The sequence below is a fragment of the Pseudomonas sp. NBRC 100443 genome, assembly GCF_030268185.1.
GTDB lineage: Bacteria > Pseudomonadota > Gammaproteobacteria > Pseudomonadales > Pseudomonadaceae > Pseudomonas > Pseudomonas citronellolis.
Genome location: NZ_BSQE01000010.1, coordinates 31762 through 55240, shown reverse-complemented (window position 1 = coordinate 55240; position 23479 = coordinate 31762). Strand labels below are relative to the sequence as shown.

The window sequence follows — 23479 nt, the reverse complement described above, 5'->3', positions numbered from 1 at the left end:
CCCGCGCCTGCCTTTTCGCTTGCGCCCTTCCCACAGCAGAGGACTGACGACATGAGCGTGAACATCGACAACCTGACCATCGGCCTGCCCGTCCCCCGCTCGGCCACCAACCCGGTGGCCCTGGAGATCCCCGGCAGCCAGGCGCTGCAGCAGTACCCGGAGCTGGTCACGCGCCAGCCCGACGGCAGCGTGCAGTTCACCGCGCCGACCCTCGGCGCATCCAGCAAGAGCACCCAGCGCACCCGCTGCGAATGGAAGGAGGCGAAGTACTGGCTGCTGGAAAGCGCGCGCGAGCACAGCAACCGCCAGGAGATGACGCTGACGCGGGTGAACTCGGCGCAGAAGGTGGTGATCTCGCAGATGCACGTGCTCAACGACGACAGCCCGGTGGTCAAGGTGTTCTGGAACAAGGGCAAGATCACCCTGGGCTTTCGTCAGCACTTCGACCAGCCCGACCCGGTGAACAGCACGGTGCTGGACAAGGTGCCGCTGGGCGCACGCTTCAGCATCCTCATCCACGCCACCGCCTCGGCCGTGATCACGGTGCAGGCCAGCTGCGACGGGCGCACCTCCAACCTCGCGCCCATGACCCTCGACCCGGACTGGGCCGGCCACGCCTTCGACTTCCACGGCGGGGTGTACAACCAGGTCGACTACACCAGCGCCACCCTGGCCACGGACGGTTCGGTGTGCATCATCCATGACCTGCAGCTGAGCCACGTCTAGCGTGCGGCTTTGCTTCCGCGCCCGAACGCGGCAAGCTCGGGGGCCCAGCCAAGGAAACCGCCATGACCGCCCCCGAGCCCCAGCCACGCCTCACCGGCGAGCACGCCGAACTCCTGCCCCTGGCCAGCGAACAGGCCGGCGAACTCCTCGCCGCGGCGGCCGACGGCGAGCTGTGGAAGCTCAAGGTCACGGTGGTGCCGGGGCCGGGCAGCATCGACGCCTACCTGGACAAGGCCCTGGCCGGGCGCGACGCTGGCACGGTGCTGCCCTTCGCCATCCGCGACCGGCGCAGCGGGCGCATCGTCGGCAGCACGCGCTTGTGGAAAATCGACCGCGCCAACCGCAAGCTGGAGATCGGCCACACCTGGCTGGCCGCCTCGGCGCAGCGCACGGCGATCAACACCGAGGCCAAGTTCCTGCTGCTGGAATACGCCTTCGAAGTCATGCACTGCGTGCGCGTGCAGTTCACCACCGACGTGCTCAACGAGAAGTCCCGCGCCGCCCTCCTGCGCCTGGGCGCGGTGCAGGAGGGCATCGTCCGCCACGAGCGGATCATGCCCGACGGGCGCAAGCGCGACTCGGTGCGCTTCAGCATCATCGACGACGAATGGCCGGCGGTGAAGGCCGCGTTACTGGCGCGCCTGGGCCGCAGCTGAAGCTCAGCCACCGCGCCGAGCTCGACTCAGCCTGAGCAGAACAGGGACGGGCCAGCCTGCACAAATGCACCTGAAACCAATACCTGGGCGCAGCGAACGCGTTGCCGAACAAAGAAATGGCCACTAGCCACTATCAATGTTAGTCTGCGCCGCCACCAGCAAGTGGCGGTTTTGTGACATGACATGGAGTGACAGGATGTTCGTTAAACGCATTATCGCCGGGGCCGCGCTGATCGCCCTGTGCAGCGGCTGCGCCAGCGGCCTGAGCGCCCCACAGAAAGCCGAGTACGCCCGCTACGAGGCCAAGGGTCAACTGATCGAGGAGAAGAGCCCCGGAGCCGGCGCGGCGCTTGGCCTGCTGCCGGGCGGCGGCTCCTTCTACGGTCGCGAGTACGGCTACGGCGTACTCAACCTGCTGCTGTGGCCGCTGTCGATTCTCTGGGACCCGGTCAGCGGATATGACGCTGCCAAGTCGATCAACTACCAGGCCACCCGCGCCAACCTCGAGTCGAAGTCGGAAAAGGAACTCAGCGCTCTCGACGACCAATTGAAGAACGGCCAGATCGATCTCGCCGCCTACACACTGGAAAAGCGCAAGATCGACAAGAAATACGGCACCGACTGAACCGCCGCCTCAGCGCTTGCCAGCGCGCGCCAGGCAGCGCTGGTAGCGCTCGTCCACGCGCTGGGCGAACCAGGCGGTGGTGAGGTTGCGGGTGATCTTCGGGCTGTGCAGGGTGATGCCCGGCAGCACCGCCCGGGCCAGGGGCTTGCCTTCGTTCTTCTCGGCCAGGGCGAAGACCTTGGCGTAGAGCTTCGTCTCGCCGAATTCGGCGCGCTCGCCCTGCTCCAGGTCGCGGCGGATCTGGCTGTCGCTCAGGCCCAGGCGCGGGCCCAGGGTGCGCACCGCCAGTTCGGTGGCGCCGGCGGCGCTGGAGTCGTAGCGGATCAGGTCGCCGTCCAGCGCCAACGGGATGCCGGTGGCCAGGCTCACCGCGCGCTGGAAGGCGGCGTTGCGGCTGGCGTACCAGCCGGCGTTGAAGTCGGCGAAGCGGTACAGCGGCCGCTGGTAGTCCGCCGGGTAGCCCAGCAGGTGGGCGATGCCGAAGTACATGCCGCCGCGGCGGCTGAACACTTCCTGGCGCACGCTGCCTTTCAGCGGGTACGGGTAGCCCTCGGCGTGCTGCTCGGCGAAGGCCACGCTGACCTGCATCGGCCCGCCGGTGCGCACCGGGTTGAAGCGGCCGAACAGTTGCTGGCCGAGCGGCACCATGCCGATGAAGTCGTCGAAGATGGCGCTCAGCTCGCGCTCGCTGCGCACCGCGTCCAGGCGCTGGCTGTAGCTCTTGCCGGTGGGCGACTTCAGCGCCAGGGCGGCGTCGAGCAGGAAGTTGGGGATGTGCAGGCGCGCGGCGCGCTTCTGCATCTCGCCGCGGGCGATGCGGCCCAGGCCCGGCACCTGCGGGTCGGACTGGAAGTTGGACTCCTGCTCGGTGATCGCCAGCACCGAGCAGAGGTTCTCGGTGCTCGGGCGGATGCGCTGGGCGGCGAAGGCCGCCTGGATGTCCGTGGCCCAGCCACTGCGGTCGCTCACCTTGGCCGGCATCAGTTGCGCCAGGGTGGCGCGCACCTGCGCCGGCGTCGGCTCCGGCGCCTGACGGGCGGACTGCGAGCTGCAGCCGGCCAGGGCCAGCAGGCCGAGGGCGATGCCCAGGGCGCGCCAGGGCATTTTGGCGGGACGGGCGAGCACAATGGCGATGGCGGACATGGACGCTTCCTGACGACGAGACGCCGCGACCATCGCAGAAATGCCCTTTCCAGGCCAGCCCAAGGCGCCGACTTGCAGGCCCCTGGCCAGCCTCTAAGCTCGAACTCATGGCCCCGGGATTGGAGGTGAACGATGGACATCAAGGAACTCCGCAAGCAGGGCAAGGACGCCCGCGACAAGTGCCCGCGCAGCAGCCATTCCGAACCCGGGAAAATCGACCGCGACCCGCTGCCGCTGATCGAGGCCTCCAGCGCCGGCCGCGTGCAATCCCTGGTGGCGCTGCGCTACGGGCGCATGCTGGTGTCGCCCTTCACCTTCTTCCGCGGCAGCGCCCTGCTCCAGGCCCACGACCTCTCGGGCACCCCGGACATGGGCATGGAGCTGCCGATCTGCGGCGACTGCCACCTGATGAATTTCGGCGGCTTCGCCTCCCCCGAGCGCAACCTGCTGTTCAACGTCAACGACTTCGACGAGGTCCACCCCGGCCCCTGGGAGTGGGACCTCAAGCGCCTGGTGGCGAGCTTCCTGATCGCCGCCCGCGACCTGCGCCACGGCGAGAGCGTGGAAGAGAGCGCCTGCCACGAGCTGGTCGCCTCCTACCAGCAGAACATGGCCGAGTGCGCCGAGATGGGCGCCCTGGAGCTGTGGTATGGGCGCATCGACTACGAGGTGGCGCTGGAGCAGGAGAAGGAAAAGGACCTGCGCGAGCACGTGCAGCGCGCCATCGAGAAGGCCAACCGGCGCACCCACGCCGAGCTGCTGCCGAAGATCGCCGAGCGCGACGCCAAGGGCCGCCTGCAGATCCGCGACGACCTGCCGGAAATCTTCCACCTGCACGCCTCGACCTCGCTGCTGGACAAGGACGACGACTGGATGGACCTGGAGCACTGGCAGGACCTGCACGACACCTTCATGCGCGACTACCGTTCCACCCTGCAGGCCGACCGCCGCGACCTGCTCGACCGCTTCGAGGTGCAGGACCTGGTGTTCAAGGTAGTAGGCGTGGGCAGCGTCGGCACCCGCTGCCTGGTGGCGCTGCTGATCGACGCCCAGGAACAGCCGCTGTTCCTGCAGTACAAGGAAGCCCGTCCCTCGGTGCTGGCCGGCTACGTGCGCAGCAAGCTGCGCACCCGCCACCAGGGCCAGCGGGTGGTGGACGGCCAGCGCCTGATGCAGTCGGCCAGCGACCTCTTCCTCGGCTGGACCACCGGCCCCGGCGGCCGCCACTTCTACGTGCGCCAGCTGCGCGACATGAAGGTCTCGGCGGAACTGGAGACCTTCGACGAAAACGCCTTCCTCGCCTACGCCCGCGTCTGCGGCCGCGCCCTGGCCTGCGCCCACGCCAAGTCCGGCGGCCAGGCGGCGAGGATCGCCGGCTACATCGGCAAGAGCGATGCGCTGAACGATGCGCTGGTGCATTACGCCAAGGCTTATGCGCTGCAGAACGAACGGGACTTCGAGCGGTTCCAGCGCGCTTGTCGCAAAGGGCAGTTGGAGGCGCGCTCGGAGGCGGATTTCGTGGCGGATCGGATGCCGTAGGGCGTATAACCATTCGCGGTTATACGCCGCTACACGAAGCCAACGCCAAGGTCAGCCCCGGAGCCGCCGGGAACCAAGGCGTTCTACCGGGCAGGTTTGGTGTGCCCCCTCAAGAGCGCCCTCTCCCTAACCCTCTCCCTGAAGGGAGAGGGGACCGTTGGGCAGAAATGGGAGCTCTGGAGTTAGCCGGCAATCTCGGTGCTATCCGGCTGAAACTGGCCTTTCCGCTGGCACGGACAAGCCCCCTCTCCCTTCAGGGCGGGGCGCGCAGCCGAGGGCTGGGGAGAGGGTGCTCTTGAACCCAACACCGCAGCCACCGACAAACTCCATTCGCGAGCAAGCTCGCTCCTACGAAAAGCGCCATAGCGTAGGGCCGTTCGCGGTTATACGCCGTTAGATCGGGCTCACCCCTCCAGCGACTCCGTCCCCAGCTCGTTCCACACTTCCTCCGCCAGGTGGAAGGTGGCGTTGGCCGCCGGGATGCCGCAGTAGATCGCGCTTTGCAGCAGCACTTCCTTGATCTCCTCGCGGCTCACGCCGTTGTTGCGGGCGGCGCGCAGGTGCAGTTTCAGTTCGCCTTCGCGGTTCATGCCGATGAGCATGGCGATGGTCACCAGGCTGCGGGTGTGCCGCGGCAGGCCGGGGCGGGTCCAGATGTCGCCCCAGGCGTGGCGGGTGATCATTTCCTGGAACTCTTCGTTGAAGGCGGTGCGGTTCTGCAGGCTGCGGTCGACATGGGCGTCGCCCAGCACCGCGCGGCGCACCTGCATGCCGGCTTCGTAGCGTTGTTTCTCGTCCATCGGGTTCTCTCTCGCTTGTCTGTCGCGCCTCAGCCGAGGCGCGCGTGTTCTTCCAGGGCGCGTTCCACCCAGCGGCGGCACTGGCCCAGGTAATGGGCCGGGTCGAGCAACTGGTCGAGTTCGGCTTCGCTCAATTGCGCGCAGACCTCGGCGTTGCCGCCCAGCACCTGGCGCAGGTGCGCGCCTTCGGCCACGGCCTGGCGGCAGCATTGCTCCACCAGGTGGTGCGCGGCGTCGCGGCCGATGCGCCGGGCCAGGGCGATGCTCACCGCCTCGGCCAGCACCAGGCCGCGGGTCAGGTCGAGGTTGCGGGCCATGCGCTGGGCGTCCACTTCCAGGCCCGGCACTACCAGCAGCGCCTGCTGTAGCGCGCCGGAGACCAGGCAGCAAAGCTCCGGCAGGCTTTCCCATTCGGCATGCCACAGGCCGAGGCTGCGCTCGTGTTCCTGGGGCATCGCGCTCAGCATGGTCGCCACCAGGCCCGGCGCGCGGGTGGCGGCGCCGATCAGCACGGCGGCACCCACCGGGTTGCGCTTGTGCGGCATGGTCGAGGAGCCGCCCTTGCCCGGCGCGGAAGGTTCGAAGACCTCGCCGGCCTCGGTCTGCATCAGCAGGCTGAGGTCGCGGCCGAGCTTGCCCAGGCTGCCGGCCACCAGGCCGAGCCAGGCGGCGAATTCGACGAGGCGGTCGCGCTGGGTGTGCCAGGGCTGTTCCGGCAGTTGCAGGCGCAGCTCCTCGGCCAGCGCCTCGGCCACGGCGAAGCCGTCGTCGCCCAGCGCCGCCAGGCTGCCGGAGGCGCCGCCGAACTGCAGGCTGAGCAGGCGCGGCTTGAGTTCGGCCAGGCGCTCGCGGTGACGGGTGACCGCGCCGAGCCAGCCGGCGATCTTCATGCCCAGGGTCACCGGGGTGGCGTGTTGCAGCCAGGTGCGCCCGGCCATGGGCACGTCGGCGTGCTGGCGCGCCTGTTCGGCCAGGGCCGCGCCCAGCCGCGCCAGGTCGTCTTCCAGCAGGCCGACGGCGGCGCGCAGTTGCAGCACCAGGCCGCTGTCCATGGCGTCCTGGCTGGTGGCGCCGAAGTGCACGTAGCGCTCGGCCTGCGCGTCCGTCGCGGCGACCTGCCGGCCCAGCGCCTTGGCCATGGGGATGGCCGAGTTGCCGGCGCTGCAGATGGCCGTGGCCAGGGCGTCGAAGTCGTACAGCTCGGCGCGGCAGGCGGCCTCGATGGGTGCCACCGCGCTGGCCGGGATCACCCCGCAGCGCGCCTCGGCGCGGGCCAGGGCGGCCTCGAAGTCGAGCATGCCCTGCAGGCGCGCGCGGTCGCAGAACAGCTCGCGCATCGCCGGCTGGGTGAAGTAGGCGTCGAAAAGTCGGTTGCTCACGCAAGGGCTCCAGTTTTCTTCGTCATCAGGCACAGCCTACGCCATGCCGTGAACGCCGACGGGCGGACCGCTCGCGCGGCCCGCCCGTTCAGGCGCCGGAACGCATCAGAAATCGAAGAACACTGTCTCGCCTTCGCCCTGGATGCGGATGTCGAAACGATAGGCCAGCTGGCCGTTCACTTCGCAGCGGCGGGCCACCAGGGTCTCGCGGCGCGGCGCTTGTTCGATCAGGTTGAGCACCGGGTCCTTGGCGTTGGCTTCGGCTTCGTCCTCGAAGTACAGGCGCGTCTGCAGGTGGATGTTGATGCCGCGGGCGAACAGCGACACGTTGATGTGCGGCGCCTGCGGGCGGCCGTCGGCGGCCTTGGTCACGCCCGGCTTGATGGTCTTCAGCGTCCACTCGCCGGCATCGAAGGTGGTGGCGGTGCGGCCGAAGCCGTTGAACGCCTTCTCGGCGTCGTAGCGGCTGTCGTAGTTGCCTTCGTGGTCGGCCTGCCAGAACTCCAGGAAGGAGTCGCGCACCAGGTGGCCGTTGCCGTCGTAGACGTGGCCCAGCAGCAGGATGTGCTCGCCGGCGGCGCCGGGCTTGGCCATCTGGTTCCAGATTTCCAGGTCGCGGGTCGGGTTGCCGGCCGCTTCCAGGGCCAGGCCGATGTGCACGTAGGGGCCGGCGGTCTGCGAGGGGGTTTCGGGGAGCAGTTGAACGGGCATGGCGAAGCTCCTCAGCGATTCTCGAAGTGGGTCTGGCGCTGGCCGCGCAGGACGATGTCGAAGCGGTAGGCCAGGCAATCCATGGGGTTGGCCATGCCCATGTCCAGGCGCGCGATCAGGCTCTGCACCGCCTCGGGGTTGGCGATCGACTTGACGATGGGGCACATGGGGATCAGCGGGTCGCCCTCGAAGTACAGCTGGGTGATCAGCCGGGTGGCGATGGATGGGCCGCTGATGGAGAAGTGGATGTGCGCCGGGCGCCAGTCGTTGGGGCCGTTGCGCCACGGGTAGGGGCCGGGCTTGATGGTGCGGAAGATGTAGCGGCCGTCGCTGTCGGTGATGGCGCGGCCGACGCCGCCGAAGTTCGGGTCCAGCGGCGCCAGGTAGCGGTCGTTCTTGTGCCGGTAGCGGCCGCCGGCGTTGGCCTGCCACATTTCCACCAGGGTGTTGGGCACCGGCTTGCCGTACTGGTCGACGACGCGACCGTGGACGACGATGCGCTCGCCGATGGGCAGGGCGCCGGTGTTGAAGTTGAGCAGCAGGTCGTTGTCGTGCTCGCCGAACTTCAGGTGCGAAAAGTCCGGGCCGGTGGTCTCGGAGATCGACTGCGGGATGCTCACCAGCGCCTGGCGCGGGGAGCGGGCGACGGAGGTCTTGTAGTCGGGGGTGAGGGCTTTGGGGTGCCAGTTGCGGTCACGGATGACGAACCGGCTGCTGTCCACTTCGGACATGGCGGTCTCCTGTTGTTGGAGTTATAGGAGCCTGTAGGGCACCAGGCATGTGCTCCGCAGTTTCCGCCAGCTCGACGCGCAGGAAAATTGAAAAGCTGCCCGCAACCCATAACCAAATGGTTATGGATAAACCCCTTCGCGGTATTCCTGCCCCACCTCGCGCAGCACCTCCTGGCACCAGTGCGCGCCGAGGGACAGCGGCAGCGAGGCGTTGCTGCAGATGCCCACCGAGCCGCCGGCCTCCTGCAGCTGCGGCGCCAGCTCGGCCAGCTCGCCCTTGCCCAGGGCCGCGCGCACCGCGTCCAGCGGCGCCATCCACACCGCGTCGCTGTCGTCGACGTAGCGCCGGCTCAGGCTCAGCGAGAGGGTTTCCAGGCGCCGCGACGACTGGCGCAGGCCGTGCTCGACGAACAGGCTGTCGACGCGCTTGCGGATGGTGGTGCCGGCGGTGGGCAGCACCAGCGGGTATGCCTCCAGCTCCGCCGCGTCCAGCGGCCGTCCCAGCAGCGGGTGGCCGGCGCGCACCACCAGGGTCAGCGGCTCGTTGTACAGGTGTTCGAAGGTCAGGCCCTGGATCTGCGGGCTGTCGGTCATGCGCCCGACCACCAGGTCCAGCTCGCCGACGCGCAGTTGCGAGAGCAGGTGCGCGCTGGGCCCGGTGACCACGCTGACCACCAGCGCCCCATGGCGCGCGTGCAGGCGCCGCACCACTTCCGGGAGGAAGGCGCCCTCCACGGTGGAAAGTACGCCCAGGCGCGCGCTGCTGGCCGCGTATTCGCCGCCGCGCAGGCTCTCCACGCCGTCGCGCAGGGCCTGCACGCAGGGCCCGGCGTAACGCAGGAAGGCGATGCCGGCCTCGGTCAGCACGGCGCCGCCCTTGCCGCGCTCGAACAGGCTGGCGTCGAGCACTTCCTCCAGCTCCTTGAGCGTCTTCGACACCGCCGGCTGGCTCACCGCCAGGCGGTCGGCGGCGCGCGCCAGGCTGCCCAGGCGGGCCACTTCGAGGAAGCACAGCAGGTGGCGGAACTTGATGCGTGAGTCGATGTTCATCGGTTACCCCGGAAGGCCCTGGGCGACTGCCCGGTGCCGCGCTTGAAGAATCGCGAGAAGTACGCCGGCTCCGAGAAGCCCAGCTGGTCGGAGACCTCCTGCACGGTCATGTCCGTGTACACCAGGTTGCGCTTGGCCTCCAGCAGCAGGCGCTGGCTGATCAGCTGCAGCGCCGAGACGCCGGCCAGGCGCCGGCACAGGGCGTTGAGGTGCGCCGCGCTGATGCCCAGGCGCTCGGCGTAGCGCTCGATCGGCAGGTGCTCGCGCAAGTGTTCCTCCACCAGCCGGCGGAACGCCTGCAGGTGCTCGCGGCCACGGTCCGGCGCGGCGCTGGCGGCGTGGCTGGCCTGCAGGTGGCGGCGGCCCAGCCACACCAGCAGGGCGCTGACCAGCGAGCGCAGCATCAGCTCGCGGCCCGGCTCCTGGCGCGCGTATTCGCGCTCGATGGAGTCGAACAGGGTGCTCAGGTAGCGCTCGTCCTCACCCACCGCGTAACACTGCGGCTGTTCCAGCACGGCGCGGTCGAACTGGCGCAGCAGTTCCTCGGCGAAGGGCTGGGCCAGGCTGAGGACGTAGCCGTCGATCTGCGCGGTGAAGCGGAAGCCGTGCACGCACAGGGGCGGCGAGACCTGCACTGTGGCCTCGCGCACGCGGGTGACGCTGCCCTCCACTTCCAGCTCGGCCTCGCCGGCGCGCACGTAGAGCAGTTGCACCAGGTCGGCGTGGCGGTGCGGGCGGATCTCCCAGTCGTAGAGGCTGCTGCGCGACGGGATGGTCTCGCAGTGCAGGGGGTCGGGTGTCGGCCAGGCGTGGGTCTCGCCGTAGAGCTGGAACACCGGGACCGGATTCGAAGCGGGCGTCTTGTGCATTTATAGGCCGCCGGGGCTATCCACGAAAAATCCAGATTATCTGTTGGATATTGCCTTCTGCGCAGCGATTCATCCACCAAAAATGCAGGTGCCAATAACAACTACGCGGCCAGGGGGCGTGCCTACGACCAGGCCCCGGCCCGCGACGACGAGGAAAACAACAATGAAAACCCAGGTTGCCATCATCGGCGCCGGCCCTTCCGGCCTGCTGCTCGGCCAACTGCTGCAACGCGCCGGCATCGACAACGTCATCCTCGAACGCCAGAGCCCGGACTACGTGCTCGGGCGCATCCGCGCCGGGGTGCTGGAACAGGGCACCGTGGACCTGCTGCGCGAGGCCGGCGCCAATGCCCGCATGGACGCCGAAGGCCTGCCCCACGACGGCTTCGAACTGGTGCTGGACGGCCGCCGCGAACGCATTGACCTCAAGGGCCTGACCGGCGGCAAGAACGTGATGGTCTACGGCCAGACCGAAGTCACCCGCGACCTCATGGAAGCGCGCCAGGCCAGCGGCGCCCTGAGCATCTACGAAGCCGGCGACGTGCAACTGCACGAAGTACAGGGCGAGAAACCCTACGTCACCTTCAGCAAGGACGGCGAGACAGCGCGCCTGGACTGCGACTACATCGCCGGCTGCGACGGCTTCCACGGCGTGTCGCGGCAGACCATCCCGGCGGACAAGCTCAAGACCTACGAACGCGTCTACCCCTTCGGCTGGCTCGGCCTGCTCAGCGACACCCCGCCGGTCAACCACGAACTCATCTACGCCAGCAGCGAGCGCGGCTTCAGCCTCAGCAGCATGCGCTCGGCCACCCGCAGCCGCTACTACCTGCAGGTGGGCCTGGAGGAGAAGGTGGAGGACTGGTCGGACGAGCGCTTCTGGGGCGAACTCAAGCGCCGCCTGCCGGCCGACGCCGCCGCACGCCTGGTCACCGGCCCGTCGCTGGAGAAGAGCATCGCCCCGCTGCGCAGCTTCGTGGTGGAGCCGCTGCAGTACGGCAAGCTGTTCCTGGTCGGCGATGCCGGGCACATAGTCCCGCCCACCGGCGCCAAGGGCCTGAACCTGGCGGCCAGCGACGTCGACGCCCTGTACCGCATCCTCGTCAAGGTCTACGGCGAAGGCCGCGTCGAGCTGCTGCAGCGCTACTCGGAAGTCGCCCTGCGGCGCATCTGGAAGGCCGAGCGCTTCAGCTGGTGGATGACCAGCATGCTGCACAAATTCCCCGACAACGACGCCTTCACCCAGAAGATGCTCGATACTGAACTGGCCTACTTCCTCGACTCCCAGGCCGGGCGCACCTGCATCGCCGAGAACTACGTCGGCCTGCCCTTCGAACGCATCGACTGAAGGCAGCGCGGCGAGCCCCCGAAGGAGGCGGGGGCTTGCCCTCGGCGGAAAAATTACGCAGAGTGTAAGGCAATTACGAAAACAACAGTGCCCGCCACGACGCGCACGCTGCCTGCGAGTGAGAGTCCATGGACCTCTACACCTACTACCGCTCCACCTCCAGCTACCGCGTGCGCATCGCCCTGGCCCTCAAGGGCCTGCAGCCCAGGCACGTCCCGGTCAACCTGCTGCAGGGCGAGCACCGCCAAGGCGCCTACCTGGCGCTGAACCCGCAAGGCCGCGTGCCAGCCCTGCGCACCGACGAAGGCGAGCTGCTGATCCAGTCGCCGGCGATCATCGAATACCTGGAAGAACGCTACCCCGAGCCCGCCCTGCTGCCGGCCGACGCCCTGCAGCGCGCCCACCAGCGCGGCGTGGCGGCGCTCATCGGTTGCGACATCCACCCGCTGCACAACGTCGCCGTGCTCAACCGCCTGCGCGCCCTGGGCATAGACGAGGGCGGCGTGAACCAGTGGATCGCCCACTGGATCGGCGAAGGGCTGAAGGCCGTGGAAGCGCTGATCGGCGACCAAGGCTTCTGCTGCGGCCCGCAGCCGGGCCTGGCCGACGTCTACCTGCTGCCGCAGCTGTACGCCGCCCGCCGCTTCGAGGTGGACCTGAGCCCATTCCCGCGCATACTCAGGGTAGAGCGCCTGGCCCTGGAGCACCCGGCCTTCCGCCAGGCCCACCCGGACGTCCAGGCCGACAAGCCGGCCTGAGGAGCGCGCCATGCACAGCCTCGGATTCAAAGTCACCATCGGCGACTTCCTCGCCCGCAGCGTGCGCGGCGTGCCCTGCTCGCCGCCGCGCCAGCCGCGCAGCTGACCCCACGACTTTCCGAATCCCGGACGCGCACAAGAAGAAGCGCGTCCACCGCGAGGAACACGAACATGGCAGACCTCTTCGACAACCCCATGGGCCTCATGGGCTTCGAATTCATCGAATTCGCCTCCCCCACCCCCGGCGTGATGGAACCCATCTTCGCCAGCCTGGGCTTCACCAAGGTGGCCAGCCACCGCTCCAAGGACGTGCACCTGTACCGCCAGGGCGAGATCAACCTGATCCTCAACAACGAGCCCAAGAGCCTGGCGGCCTACTTCGCCGCCGAGCACGGCCCCTCGGTGTGCGGCATGGCCTTCCGCGTGAAGAACGCCCACCAGGCCTACGCCCGCGCCCTGGAGCTGGGCGCGCAGCCGGTGGAAATCCCCACCGGGCCGATGGAACTGCGCCTGCCGGCGATCAAGGGCATCGGCGGCGCGCCGCTGTACCTGATCGACCGCTTCGGCGAGGGCTCGTCGATCTACGACATCGACTTCGAGTTCATCGAAGGCGTGGACCGCCACCCCAAAGGCGCCGGCTTGAAGATCATCGACCACCTCACCCACAACGTGTACCGCGGGCGCATGGCCTACTGGGCGGACTTCTACGAGAAGCTGTTCAACTTCCGCGAGATCCGCTACTTCGACATCAAGGGCGAGTACACCGGCCTGACCTCCAAGGCCATGACCGCGCCGGACGGCATGATCCGCATCCCGCTCAACGAGGAATCCTCCAAGGGCGCCGGGCAGATCGAGGAATTCCTCATGCAGTTCAACGGCGAGGGCATCCAGCACGTGGCCTTCCTCACCGACGACCTGGTGAAGACCTGGGATGCCCTCAAGGGCCTGAACATGCGCTTCATGACCGCGCCGCCGGCGACCTACTACGAGATGCTCGAAGAGCGCCTGCCCAACCACGGCGAACCGGTGGAAGAACTGCGCAACCGCGGCATCCTCCTCGACGGCACCTCCGAGGGCGGCAGCCGCCGGCTGCTGCTGCAGATCTTCTCGGAAACCCTGATGGGCCCGGTGTTCTTCGAGTTCATCCAGCGCAAGGGCGACGACGGCTTCGGCGAAGGCAACTTCAAGGCGCTGTTCGAGTCGATCGAACGCGACCAGATTCGCCGTGGGGTGTTGGAGACGAAGTGAGCCAGACCCACCGCTCCGAAGCGCTCTCGTAGGATGGGTTGAGCTTGCGATACCCATCGGGCCACGGTGATTGGTATCGCTTCGCTCAACCCATCCTACGGAGCTTTGTTTGGCCCCGTAGGGCGCATAACGCCTACGGCGTTATCCGCCATCGTCCCCGGCAACGGTGTTCCGACCAACGGCGGATAACCGCGAACGGTTATCCGCCCTACTCCGGCCTACGCCCCGCCATCCGCGCGGTAATCGCCGCCGCCGCTTCCTTGAGCAACTCCGCCGCCCGCCCCTGGGTCTCCGCACGAAAGGCACTCGCTGCCCCCACCACCGTCACCACCCCGGCCAGTTGCTCACCCACCGCAAATACCGGCGCCGACAGCGCATTCACCCCCGGCATCAACAGCCCATGCACATGGTGCAAGCCGGAAGCCCGGATTTCCGACGTCTGCTTGTGCAACTCCGCCTCGTCCAGCGCGCCAGGCATGCCTTTCTCCTCCTCGCGCAGCGGCGCGGTCTCGCCGTCGGGCAGGTAGGCGTTGAACACCAGGCCGGTGGACGAGCCCAATAGAGGCAGCACCGAGCCCACCCGGGTGACCAGGGTCACCGCGCGCAGCGGCTGCTCCACCTGCACCACGGTCGGCCCCTTGTTGCCCCACACGGCGAGGAAGCAGGTTTCGTTCAGCTCGTCGCGCAGCGCGCTCAGGTGCGCCGTGGCGGCGCGCACCACGTCCAGCCGGCCGATGGCGGCCAGGCCGACGAACAGCGCCTCCGGGCCCAGGGCGTAGTGGTTGGTGGCCGCGTCCTGCTCGGCGAAGCCGCTGGCGATCAGCGCCTGCAGGTAGCGGTGGACCTTGGCCGCGGGCATGCCCACGTGCTCGGCCAGGCGCGACAGCGAGGTGGCCGGGGCCAGGTCGGCCAGGCCCTTGAGGATGTCGGTGCCGACTTCGGCGGCCTGCACTTTCTGGCGTTTCGGCGCGTCGCCGGTGTCCCTGGGAATGGCCATGCAATGACTCGTTCGTCGATGGAGGCGCTGTTATAGCTTGACCCCTTCCGGCGTTCAAATTACGTTATTCGTAATTCGATTACAAAAACAACGAGGTCGCCATGTCGTCCGCCGTATCGCTCACCTACCTGTCGGGTTTCAACAACCAGTTCAGCAGCGAGGCCCTGCCCGGCGCCCTGCCCCAGGGGCAGAATTCGCCGCAGCAGGTGCCCTTCGGGCTCTACGCCGAGCAGCTTTCCGGCACCGCCTTCACCGTGCCGCGCAGCGAGGCCCGGCGCACCTGGCTGTACCGCATCAAGCCCTCGGCCAGCCACCCGCGCTTCGAGCGCCTGGCGCGGCAGATTCCCGGCCGCGAACTGGGCCAGGTGAACCCCAACCGCCTGCGCTGGAACCCCCAGGACATCCCCGGCGAGCCCACCGACTTCCTCGACGGCCTGCTGACCCTCGCCGCCACCGCCGACGCCGAGCAGGCCAGCGGCGTCAGCGTGCACCTGTACCGCGCCAACCGCTCCATGGACCGGGTGTTCTACGACGCCGACGGCGAGCTGCTGATCGTCCCGCAACAGGGCCGCCTGCGCCTGGCCACCGAGCTGGGCCGGCTGGACATCGAGCCGCTGGAGATCGCGGTGATCCCGCGCGGCATGAAGTTCCGCGTCGAACTGCTCGACGCCAGCGCCAGCGGCTACATCTGCGAGAACCACGGCGCCGCCCTGCGCATCCCCGACCTGGGCCCGATCGGCAGCAACGGCCTGGCCAACCCGCGCGACTTCCTCGCCCCGGTGGCCCACTACGAAGACATCGACGCGCCGGTGCAGCTGGTGCAGAAGTTCCTCGGCGAGCTGTGGGCCTGCGAGCTGGACCACTCGCCGCTGGACGTGGTCGCCTGGCACGGCAACAACGTGCCCTACAAGTACGACCTGCGCCTGTTCAACACCCTCGGCACGGTCAGCTACGACCACCCGGACCCGTCGATCTTCACCGTGCTCACCTCGCCCAGCGACACCCACGGCATGGCCAACGTCGACTTCGTGATCTTCCCGCCGCGCTGGATGGTGGCCGAGAACACCTTCCGCCCGCCGTGGTTCCACCGCAACCTGATGAACGAATTCATGGGCCTGCTCCAGGGCGCCTACGACGCCAAGGCCGACGGCTTCGCCCCCGGCGGCGCCTCGCTGCACAACTGCATGAGCGCCCACGGCCCGGACAACGCCAGCACCGTGCAGGCCATCGCCGCCGAGCTGAAACCGCACAAGATCGAAAACACCATGGCCTTCATGTTCGAGACCGGCCGCGTGCTGCGCCCGAGCCGCTACGCTCTCGAATGCCCGCAACTGCAGCGCGACTACGACGCCTGCTGGAGCGGCATGGCCAAGACCTTCCAGAGGAACTGAACCCATGAACCAGGCAGACACCCGCCGCAGCTGGCTCGACTCCGCCAACGGCCACCCCGACTTCCCCCTGCAGAACCTGCCGCTGGGCGTGTTCAGCAGCCCCGGCCGCGAACCGCGTGGCGGCGTGGCCATCGGCGAGCACATCCTCGACCTGAAGGCGGCGCTGGCCGCCGATCTGTTCGAAGCCGAGGCCCGCCACGCCGCCGAAGCCGCCAGCGGCGCCAGCCTCAACGCCTTCTTCGCCCTGGGCGCCGGCCCGCGCCGCGTGCTGCGCGAGCAGTTGCAGGCGTTGCTGGCCGAAGGCAGCCCGCAGCAGGCGCGGATGCAGGAGCTGGGCGCCAGCCTGCTGCCGGCCCAGGCCAACTGCCAGCTGCACCTGCCGGCCCAGGTCGGCGACTACACCGACTTCTACGTCGGCATCCACCACGCCAACAACGTCGGCCGCCTGTTCCGCCCGGACAACCCGCTGCTGCCCAACTACAAGCACGTGCCCATCGGCTACCACGGCCGCGCCTCCACCGTGGTCGCCTCCGGCGCCGCGGTGCGCCGGCCCAACGGCCAGACTCTGGCGCCGGGCGCCGAGGCCCCGGGCTTCGGCCCGAGCAAGCGGCTGGACTACGAACTGGAGCTGGGCATCTGGATCGGCCCGGGCAACGAGATGGGCGAGGCCATCGGCATCGGCCAGGCCGAGCAGCACGTGGCCGGCTACTGCCTGCTCAACGACTGGTCGGCGCGCGACGTGCAGGCCTGGGAATACCAGCCGCTGGGCCCGTTCCTGGCGAAGAACTTCGCCACCAGCGTTTCGCCCTGGGTGGTCACCGCCGAGGCCCTGGCGCCGTTCCGCAAGGCCCAGCCGGCGCGCCCGGAAGGCGACCCGCAGCCGCTGCCCTACCTGCTGGACGAGCACGACCAGGCCCATGGCGCGTTCGACATCCAGTTGGAAGTGCTGCTGCAGACCGCCGCCATGCGCGAGCAGGGCATCGAGCCGCTGCGCCTGGCGCTGAGCAACACGCAGAACATGTACTGGACGGTGGCGCAGATGGTCGCCCACCACAGCGTCGGCGGCTGCAAGCTGCAGGCCGGCGACCTGTTCGGCTCCGGCACCCTCTCCGGGCCCGCGCCGGAAGCCTTCGGCAGCCTGCTGGAGAGCACCTTCGGCGGCAAGCAGCCGCTGCAGCTGCCCGGCGGCGAGCAGCGCACTTTCCTACAGGACGGCGACGAAGTGATCTTCCGCGCCTGGTGCGAACGCGAAGGCTACCCGCGCATCGGCTTCGGCGAGTGCCGCGGAGTCATCCTGCCGGCGCGTTGAAACACCTGTTCGCGGTTATCCGCCGATACACCGGGGCCTCAGCCAACGCTCAGATCAACCCCGGAGCCGCCGGGAACCAAGGCCAAACGGCGGATAACGCCGTAGGCGTTATGCGCCCTACGCCAGGCCCGACCTTGACGTAGGGCGAATAACCGTTCGCGGTTATCCGCCGCCTGACCTTGGCCCAGCATCGCGCGGAGCCAACCTTGGCGTCCCTCTACCCCGCCGGTGACAACGTCCCCAACAGCGACACGACGGCCACCGCAGCCACCCCGCACACCCACTCCAGCACCACGCTGCGCCGCAGCGCCAGCAGGCGCTTCTCACGGAAGGCCAGGGCCACGCGGTTGAGCAGGGCCAGGGCGAGCATCCCCGCCACCAGCAGCAGCTTGATCGTCAGCACCAGCCCGAAGGTGGAAGTGCGCGGGTCCGGCCATTGCCCGACCAACGCCCAGACGTTCACCAGCCCACTGGCCGCAACCCCGACCACCAACAGGTAGCCGACGCCACTGAAGCGCCGCAGCGCCTCGCCATGGGTGGAATCCGGCGCGCGGTACAGCAGCGCCGCCAACAACAGCAAGCCGCCGAGCCAGGCGCCGGCGCAGAGCAGGTGCAGCGCCTGGTTGAGCATCAGCCCGACGCCGGCCCAGCCATCGAGCATGGCGCCATGGCCCACCGGCGCCAGGCTGGCCAGCACCGCGCCGGCCAGCAGCACGCGCAGCGGGTTGTCCACCGACAACGGCAGGCACAGCGCAACCAGCAGCACGACGTTCGCCAGCAGGTGCCAGGCCCAGACCTGGCCGAAGAAGGTCTGCCCCAGCACCAGCCGCAGCGTCGGGCCGTCCAGGGCGGCGGACCAGTCGCCGGCCATGCTCGCCGCCACCAGGCCGAGCCAGGCCAGGCCGCTGAGCAGCGCCAGCGCGGCGGCGATGCGTTGCCCGGCCAGCACGTGGCCGTCCAGCGCAGCGAGCACGGCGGGCTCCTGGCGGCGCAGCACCGCACGGAACAGCGCCACGCCGAACAGCGTCAGGGTCAGGGCGAGATGCAGGAAACGGCAGAAGACCAGGGCGTCATCCATGGCGGATGCGGCTCATGGTTCAGGGCGCGACCTTGAAGGCGTAGCTGCCGTTGCTCTTGTGGGTGTCCACCGAAACCGCGTGCCATTCCACCTTGTACTCGCCGGCCGGCAGCGGCTGGTCGAAGGTCACCACCAGCACCTTGGCGTCGCCTTCGGTGGTGGCGATGCCGGTCACCTTCACGGCCTTGCCGTCGGCGGCGGTGACGGTGACCTTGGTGAACTTCGCCTCGACGCCTTCGGAGAAGGTCAGGCGCAGCTCCTTGGGGGGCGCGGCGGTGCTGTCGGCGGCGGGGGTTTCGCTCTTCAGGTGGGCGTGGGCGAAGACGGCGGGGGCGTTGAGAAGGGCGAGCAGGCCAAGGGTGGCGAACAGGGGGGAACGGCGCATGGCGGAACCTCGAATGGATTGCGGCGCCCGGCAGCTTAGCAAACCCGGCAGCTTAGCAAAGAGGTTGGGGGTGTAGGGGGTTGGTGCTTGCTGGTGAGTTCGGTGCTGTGGTTTTGCTCCCCCCCTCTCCCTAACCCTCTCCCTGAAGGGAGAGGGGACCGTTCGGCATGCTTGGGTACTCCTGAGTCAGCCGGCAAACGCCATTCTCTCCGCCGGCACGGACAAGCCCCCTCTCCCTTCAGGGAGAGGGCTGGGGAGAGGGCGCTCTAGAACCCAGCCACCCAACTCCCCTGGAAGCACCATTCGCGAGCAAGACAACATCACCCCTGCAACCGACTCACATCCCCCGGATCGATAGACGCCCCAGCCCCCAACTCCTCCCGCTGCTGCGCCAGACGCGCCCCCTCCTGCGCAACCAGCGCAAAAAGCTTCTCCGGATCAGCCTGCCGCAGTTGCAAGGCCAGCTTCTCCATCCCCTCGGCCACCACGATGTCATGCTGCCGCGCAGCCAGGCCGGCGAGGATGGTCTGGGCCGCCACCGCCGGGTCGATGCCGTTGTCGATGTTGGTGTCCGAGCGGCCGCGCTGGGTGCCGTTGCCTTCCAGGGAGTTCAGCGCGATGGCGGTGCGCACCGAGCCCGGCAGGATCACGCTGACGCCGATGCCGTAGGCCGCCTCCACTTCCGCACGCAGCGCCTCGAAGTAGCCGACCACCGCGTGCTTGGCGCCGCAGTAGCCGGTGCGCAGCGGCGCGCCGACCTTGCCGGCCACCGAGCTGACCACCGCCAGTTGCCCGCCGCGCTGTTCCACCAGGCGCGGCAGCAGGGCCTGGGTCAGGGCCACGGGGGCCAGGTAGTCCACTTCCATCAGCTGGCGGTAGACCGCAAGGCCGGTGTCCAGGGCCAGGCTGCGCTGGCTGACGCCGGCGTTGTTCACCAGCAGGTCGATGCGCCCGCGCCAGGCCCAGGCCTGCTCCACCAGGGCCGGCAGGCGCTCGTAGTCGGTGCTTTCGAAGGGCAGCACCAGGGCCCGATGCGGGGCGCGTCCGGCCAGCGCCTGCAGGGCCTCGACGCGGCGGCCGGAGAGGATCACCTCGGCGCCCTGCTCCAGCAATGCCAGCGCCAGCGCCTCGCCGATGCCGGAAGAGGCGCCGGTTATCCACACTACCTTGGCTGCGAAACTCATCTTGTTGTTCTCCTTGGCCTGCGGGCGCACGCCGCCCGCGCTGCCAGGCAGGCTAGGCCAGCGCGCGGCGCAGGACTGCCGGAAACCCGACAATTGGCCCTGGCTTGCAGCGGCCGGGCAAGGCGGTCAAAGTGCCTCGACCCACTGCCCGAACCCGCCCCATGACCGACACCGAAGCGCTGCTGCAACAGCTGGACGCCAACCCCTGGTTCGCCCGCCTCGCCCCCGCGGTGCGCCATGCCCTGGCCGCCGAGGGCCGGCGCCTGCGCCTGCGCGCCGGCGAGTTCGTGTTCCGCCAGGGCGACCGCGGCGAGCACTTCCTCACCCTGCTGCAGGGCAAGCTGAAGGCCTCGACCCTGCGCGAGGACGGCAAGGAGGCGATCCTCGCGGTGCTGGAGCCGGGCCACTGGTTCGGCGAGGCCTCGATGCTCGACGGCCTGCCGCGCACCCACGACGTGATCGCCAGCCGCGACAGCGAGGTGCTGGGCGTGGACCAGGCGACCTTCGACCGGCTGATGCTCGACAACGGCTTCGCCCGCGCCGTCTGCGTGCTCCAGGCGCAGCACACGCGCCTGGTCTACCGCCTGCTGGAAGACGCCATGCTGCGCTCCACCCGCGCCCGCATCGCCAGCCGCCTGGAACAGCTGGCGCGCGGAGACGGCAGCATCGACGGCGAACAGCGCCAGCTGGTGCGCATCAGCCAGGACGAGCTGGCGATGATGCTCGGCATCAGCCGCCAGACGCTGTCCCTGGAACTGCGCGAGCTAGTGGCCGGCGGCGCGCTGGAGCTGGGCTACCGGCAGCTGCGCATCGTCTCGCTGGAGCGGCTGCGGGAGATGGCGGCGCAAACGTAAATGATGGGCTGGGCGTAGGGCGTATAACCGTTCGCGGTTATCCGCCGTTTGGCCCAGGTCACAGCCACGCCAAGGTCAGCCTTGGAGCCGCCTGGACCACGGTCAAACGGCGGATAACGCCGTAGGTGTTATGCGCCCTACGTCGTGGTCGAGCTTGGCGCGGTTACGTTTCCAACTCCCGCAGGCGCTGTTCGAGGAAGCGTCGTTCCGGCTCCAGGCGCGTCAGCGCCAGCGCGCGCTGGTAGGCCTCGCGGGCCTCGGCGGGGCGGCCCAGGCGTCGGCAGAAGTCGGCGCGGGCGGCGTGGGCCAGGTGGTAGTCGGCCAGTTCGCCGCGGGCGAGGATGGCGTCCACCGCTGCCAGCCCGGCCTCGGGGCCGTCGCGCATGGCCAGGGCCACGGCGCGGTTGAGTTCCACCACCGGCGAGGGCTGCAGTTGCAGCAGCGCGCCGTACAGCGCCAGCATCCGCGGCCAGTCGGTGCTGGCCAGGTCCGGTGCCTCGGCGTGCACCGCGGCCAGGGCCGCCTGCAGGCTGTAGGGGCCGAAGCGGCGGCTGGCCAGGGCCAGGCCGACCAGGCGCTGGCCCTCGGCGATCAGCCCGGCGTCCCAGCGCGAGCGGTCCTGATGCTCCAGCAGCACCAGTTCGCCGTGCTCGTCGCTGCGCGCGGCGCGCCGCGACTCCTGCAGCAGCATCAGCGCCAGCAGGCCCAGCACTTCCGGCTCCGGCAGCAGCTCCAGCAACTGGCGGCCCAGGCGGATGGCCTCGGCGGAAAGCTCGGCGCGGGTCAGGGATTCGCCGCTGGAGGCCGCGTAGCCCTCGTTGAACACCAGGTACACCACCCGCAGCACGCTGGCCAGGCGCTGCGGCAACTCGGCCGGCTCCGGCACCTGGTAGGGAATGCGCGCGTCGCGGATCTTCTGCTTGGCGCGGACGATGCGCTGGGCGATGGTCGCAGGCTGCGCCAGAAAGGCCCGGGCGATTTCCTCGGTGCGCAGGTCGCAGACTTCGCGCAGGGTCAGCGCCACCTGGGCGTCGGCGGCCAGCGCCGGGTGGCAGCAGGTGAACACCAGGCGCAGGCGGTCGTCCTCCAGGCCTTCGTGCTCGGCCTCCTCCTCGCCCTGGGCATCGATCTCCAGCTGGCGGGCGATCTGCTCCAGCGAGGCGTCGAAGCGCACCCGCCGGCGCAGGTGGTCGATGGCCTTGAAGCGCCCGGCGGAGACCAGCCAGGCCCGCGGGTTGTGCGGCAGGCCATCGCGCCCCCACTGCTCCACGGCGGCGGCGAAGGCGTCGTGCAACGCCTCCTCGGCGCGGTCGAAGTCGCCCAGCAGGCGGATCAGCGTGGCCAGCACGCGCCGCGATTCGCGGCGGTAGATGTCATCCACCGTATCGCGCAGCGACGGCGGCGCGTAGTCATGCATGCGGCCGGCTCATGGCTGGGCGTCGAACAGCAGTTGCCCGGTGTGCATATCGAAGGGAATGGAGAAATGCTCGTGGACGATCTTCCACTCCCCGTCCACCCGCCGCAGGCCTATGCTCGCCCGCACCCAGGAGGCCTTCTCCTCGCCCTTCTCGTCCTTGCCGCCGCAGTACGACAGGTAGTGGCCGAAGGCGACGTCGCCGCCCTGCTCCACCGCCAGGTGGTGGCGCTCGAAGCGCGTCTGCTGGCAGGCCTGCAGGCAGGTGCGCCAGTGCTGCGCGTAGGCCTCGCGGCCGACGAACTGCAGCTGGGCCACGGCGTCGAAGGCCAGCACGTCGTCGCTGTAGTGGCGGACGATGGCCGCCACGTCGCCGGCCTGTACCGCTTCCAGCCAGCCGTCCAGCAGGCGCTGGATGGCCGGGTCGATGGGACTTCCCATGGCGATTCCTCCTCCTCAGGACGCGCAGCAGCCGTGCGGCGGTTGCTCGTCGTCGTAGCGGTCATGGTAGCGCAGCCAGTTCATGCCCTTGCCGTCGAGGTCGGCCATGCCGCCCCAGCCCTCGCCGCGGCCCAGGGGCGTGAGGTCGAGCAGGTGGTAGGTGAACAGCGGCGCCTCCAGCCCGCGGCCGTAGGCGGAGTAGCTGTGGTAGACGCTGTCGCCGTCGCGCAGGAAGACGCTCATGCCCGGCTGCTCGCCCTGGATGTGGTAGTCCTGGCCCAGGCGCCGCAGTTCGTCCAGGTCGCGGTAGTTGTATTCGATCGGCGCCACCTTCTCGTCGAGGGTGACGTGGAAGTCGTAGTTGAAGTCGCTGCCGAAGGACGAGTACCAGGGCAGCCGCCAGCCCATGCGCGCGCGGAACGGCGCGATCTCCGCCAGCGGCGCGCGGGACACCAGGGCCAGGGTGGTGCCGCGGGCGTGCAGGTGCTCCAGGCGGCCGAGGTTGTCGACCAGGAAGGAGCAGCCCTCGCAACCCTCGCCACGGTCGCGGTGGAACATGAAGTGGTAGACGATCAGCTGCGGCCGGCCCTCGAACAGGTCGAGCAGGCGCAGCGGGCCGCTGGGGCCTTCGAAGCGGTAGTCCTTGTCGATGCGCACCAGCGGCAGCTTGCGCCGCTCGGCGTTGAGGGCGTCGCGGGCGTGGGTGGCCTCGCGCTCCAGCCGCCACAGGCGCTTGCGCGCGGCCAGCCAGTCTTCGCGGGGCACCACGGGCGGCAGGGTGAAGTTGTCGATGCTCATGCTTGGCTCTCCTCTTCGCGCGGCTCGCCGCCGCGGCGGGTGGCG

The 23479-nt window shown here is 69.1% G+C and carries 24 protein-coding genes; 10 read left to right on the top strand and 14 right to left on the bottom strand.

The window, feature by feature from the left end; all coding sequences use genetic code 11:
* Nucleotides 1-51 precede the first annotated feature (51 nt).
* The 3 genes from QSJ95_RS14980 (at nucleotide 52) to QSJ95_RS14970 (ending at nucleotide 2007) form a co-directional block, all read left to right on the top strand.
* The gene (locus tag QSJ95_RS14980) at nucleotides 52-726 is read left to right on the top strand and encodes a polysaccharide lyase family 7 protein (RefSeq protein ID WP_276215252.1); all 675 of its coding nucleotides are present in this window, start codon (nucleotides 52-54) and stop codon (nucleotides 724-726) included.
* 62 nt (nucleotides 727-788) lie between these two features.
* The gene (locus QSJ95_RS14975; protein WP_285643322.1) at nucleotides 789-1382 is read left to right on the top strand and encodes a GNAT family N-acetyltransferase; all 594 of its coding nucleotides are present in this window, start codon (nucleotides 789-791) and stop codon (nucleotides 1380-1382) included.
* Between the two features lie 196 nt (nucleotides 1383-1578).
* The gene (locus QSJ95_RS14970) at nucleotides 1579-2007 is read left to right on the top strand and encodes a hypothetical protein (RefSeq protein ID WP_058072709.1); all 429 of its coding nucleotides are present in this window, start codon (nucleotides 1579-1581) and stop codon (nucleotides 2005-2007) included.
* 9 nt (nucleotides 2008-2016) lie between these two features.
* On the opposite strand, the gene QSJ95_RS14965 is transcribed toward QSJ95_RS14970, so the two are convergent.
* On the bottom strand, nucleotides 2017-3111 hold the full coding sequence (locus QSJ95_RS14965) for a DUF1615 domain-containing protein (RefSeq protein WP_285643595.1): 1095 nt from the start codon (nucleotides 3109-3111) through the stop codon (nucleotides 2017-2019).
* A 171-nt stretch (nucleotides 3112-3282) separates the two neighbouring features.
* On the opposite strand from QSJ95_RS14965, the gene QSJ95_RS14960 reads away from it, so the two are divergent.
* Nucleotides 3283-4689 carry a DUF2252 domain-containing protein gene (locus tag QSJ95_RS14960; RefSeq protein WP_285643319.1) on the top strand — a complete coding sequence of 469 codons (1407 nt, stop codon included), beginning with the start codon at nucleotides 3283-3285 and terminating at the stop codon, nucleotides 4687-4689.
* A gap of 404 nt (nucleotides 4690-5093) precedes the next feature.
* Here the strand turns inward: QSJ95_RS14960 and pcaC are convergent, their stop codons facing one another.
* From pcaC to QSJ95_RS14930, 6 genes are all read right to left on the bottom strand, one after another.
* Entirely contained in the window at nucleotides 5094-5489 is a 396-nt protein-coding gene (pcaC, locus tag QSJ95_RS14955; RefSeq protein ID WP_058072711.1) for a 4-carboxymuconolactone decarboxylase, read from the bottom strand.
* 29 nt (nucleotides 5490-5518) lie between these two features.
* Nucleotides 5519-6868, bottom strand: coding sequence for a 3-carboxy-cis,cis-muconate cycloisomerase (locus QSJ95_RS14950; protein ID WP_285643318.1), 1350 nt, complete (start codon nucleotides 6866-6868; stop codon nucleotides 5519-5521).
* Nucleotides 6869-6973: 105 nt separating this feature from the next.
* A complete protein-coding gene (gene pcaG / locus QSJ95_RS14945; RefSeq protein ID WP_009618058.1) occupies nucleotides 6974-7579 on the bottom strand; it encodes a protocatechuate 3,4-dioxygenase subunit alpha in 606 nt (201 codons plus the stop codon).
* Between the two features lie 11 nt (nucleotides 7580-7590).
* The gene (gene pcaH / locus QSJ95_RS14940) at nucleotides 7591-8310 is read right to left on the bottom strand and encodes a protocatechuate 3,4-dioxygenase subunit beta (RefSeq protein ID WP_058072712.1); all 720 of its coding nucleotides are present in this window, start codon (nucleotides 8308-8310) and stop codon (nucleotides 7591-7593) included.
* 120 nt (nucleotides 8311-8430) lie between these two features.
* On the bottom strand, nucleotides 8431-9360 hold the full coding sequence (gene pcaQ, locus QSJ95_RS14935) for a pca operon transcription factor PcaQ (RefSeq protein WP_009618054.1): 930 nt from the start codon (nucleotides 9358-9360) through the stop codon (nucleotides 8431-8433).
* Nucleotides 9357-10229, bottom strand: coding sequence for a helix-turn-helix domain-containing protein (locus QSJ95_RS14930; protein WP_249917696.1), 873 nt, complete (start codon nucleotides 10227-10229; stop codon nucleotides 9357-9359). Before QSJ95_RS14930 ends, pcaQ begins: the two co-directional genes overlap by 4 nt.
* A 163-nt stretch (nucleotides 10230-10392) precedes the next feature.
* Here QSJ95_RS14930 and pobA point away from each other — a divergent pair, with 163 nt between their 5' ends.
* From pobA to hppD, 3 genes are all read left to right on the top strand, one after another.
* Nucleotides 10393-11577, top strand: a complete 1185-nt coding sequence (gene pobA / locus QSJ95_RS14925) for a 4-hydroxybenzoate 3-monooxygenase (protein WP_285643317.1) — start codon at nucleotides 10393-10395, stop codon at nucleotides 11575-11577.
* 128 nt (nucleotides 11578-11705) lie between these two features.
* Nucleotides 11706-12335, top strand: coding sequence for a maleylacetoacetate isomerase (maiA, locus tag QSJ95_RS14920; protein WP_285643316.1), 630 nt, complete (start codon nucleotides 11706-11708; stop codon nucleotides 12333-12335).
* A gap of 171 nt (nucleotides 12336-12506) precedes the next feature.
* Entirely contained in the window at nucleotides 12507-13583 is a 1077-nt protein-coding gene (hppD, locus tag QSJ95_RS14915; protein ID WP_043272420.1) for a 4-hydroxyphenylpyruvate dioxygenase, read from the top strand.
* A gap of 208 nt (nucleotides 13584-13791) precedes the next feature.
* Here hppD and QSJ95_RS14910 read toward each other — a convergent pair whose 3' ends face one another.
* Nucleotides 13792-14580, bottom strand: coding sequence for an IclR family transcriptional regulator (locus QSJ95_RS14910; RefSeq protein ID WP_058488646.1), 789 nt, complete (start codon nucleotides 14578-14580; stop codon nucleotides 13792-13794).
* 101 nt (nucleotides 14581-14681) lie between these two features.
* Here QSJ95_RS14910 and hmgA point away from each other — a divergent pair, with 101 nt between their 5' ends.
* A complete protein-coding gene (hmgA, locus tag QSJ95_RS14905) occupies nucleotides 14682-15971 on the top strand; it encodes a homogentisate 1,2-dioxygenase (protein WP_285643311.1) in 1290 nt (429 codons plus the stop codon).
* Between the two features lie 4 nt (nucleotides 15972-15975).
* Nucleotides 15976-17280 carry a fumarylacetoacetase gene (gene fahA, locus QSJ95_RS14900; protein WP_061560815.1) on the top strand — a complete coding sequence of 435 codons (1305 nt, stop codon included), beginning with the start codon at nucleotides 15976-15978 and terminating at the stop codon, nucleotides 17278-17280.
* 217 nt (nucleotides 17281-17497) lie between these two features.
* Here fahA and copD read toward each other — a convergent pair whose 3' ends face one another.
* The 3 genes from copD to QSJ95_RS14885 form a co-directional block, all read right to left on the bottom strand.
* Nucleotides 17498-18358: a copper homeostasis membrane protein CopD gene (gene copD / locus QSJ95_RS14895; RefSeq protein WP_069861755.1), complete on the bottom strand. Its 861-nt coding sequence runs from the start codon at nucleotides 18356-18358 to the stop codon at nucleotides 17498-17500.
* Between the two features lie 19 nt (nucleotides 18359-18377).
* The gene (copC, locus tag QSJ95_RS14890; protein ID WP_069861757.1) at nucleotides 18378-18743 is read right to left on the bottom strand and encodes a copper homeostasis periplasmic binding protein CopC; all 366 of its coding nucleotides are present in this window, start codon (nucleotides 18741-18743) and stop codon (nucleotides 18378-18380) included.
* A gap of 320 nt (nucleotides 18744-19063) precedes the next feature.
* The gene (locus tag QSJ95_RS14885) at nucleotides 19064-19927 is read right to left on the bottom strand and encodes an SDR family NAD(P)-dependent oxidoreductase (RefSeq protein WP_285643304.1); all 864 of its coding nucleotides are present in this window, start codon (nucleotides 19925-19927) and stop codon (nucleotides 19064-19066) included.
* 161 nt (nucleotides 19928-20088) lie between these two features.
* On the opposite strand from QSJ95_RS14885, the gene QSJ95_RS14880 reads away from it, so the two are divergent.
* Entirely contained in the window at nucleotides 20089-20781 is a 693-nt protein-coding gene (locus tag QSJ95_RS14880; protein WP_043272413.1) for a Crp/Fnr family transcriptional regulator, read from the top strand.
* 163 nt (nucleotides 20782-20944) lie between these two features.
* On the opposite strand, the gene QSJ95_RS14875 is transcribed toward QSJ95_RS14880, so the two are convergent.
* Genes QSJ95_RS14875 through QSJ95_RS14865 form a run of 3 tightly spaced genes read right to left on the bottom strand, consistent with a single transcriptional unit; the run spans nucleotide 20945 to nucleotide 23434 of the window.
* The gene (locus QSJ95_RS14875; protein WP_285643302.1) at nucleotides 20945-22198 is read right to left on the bottom strand and encodes an RNA polymerase sigma factor; all 1254 of its coding nucleotides are present in this window, start codon (nucleotides 22196-22198) and stop codon (nucleotides 20945-20947) included.
* Nucleotides 22199-22207: 9 nt separating this feature from the next.
* Nucleotides 22208-22636 (bottom strand): YybH family protein, encoded by a 429-nt coding sequence (locus QSJ95_RS14870; protein WP_285643300.1) that lies wholly within the window; start codon nucleotides 22634-22636, stop codon nucleotides 22208-22210.
* A gap of 15 nt (nucleotides 22637-22651) precedes the next feature.
* A complete protein-coding gene (locus QSJ95_RS14865; RefSeq protein WP_285643298.1) occupies nucleotides 22652-23434 on the bottom strand; it encodes a DUF899 domain-containing protein in 783 nt (260 codons plus the stop codon).
* Between the last annotated feature and the right edge of the window lie 45 nt (nucleotides 23435-23479).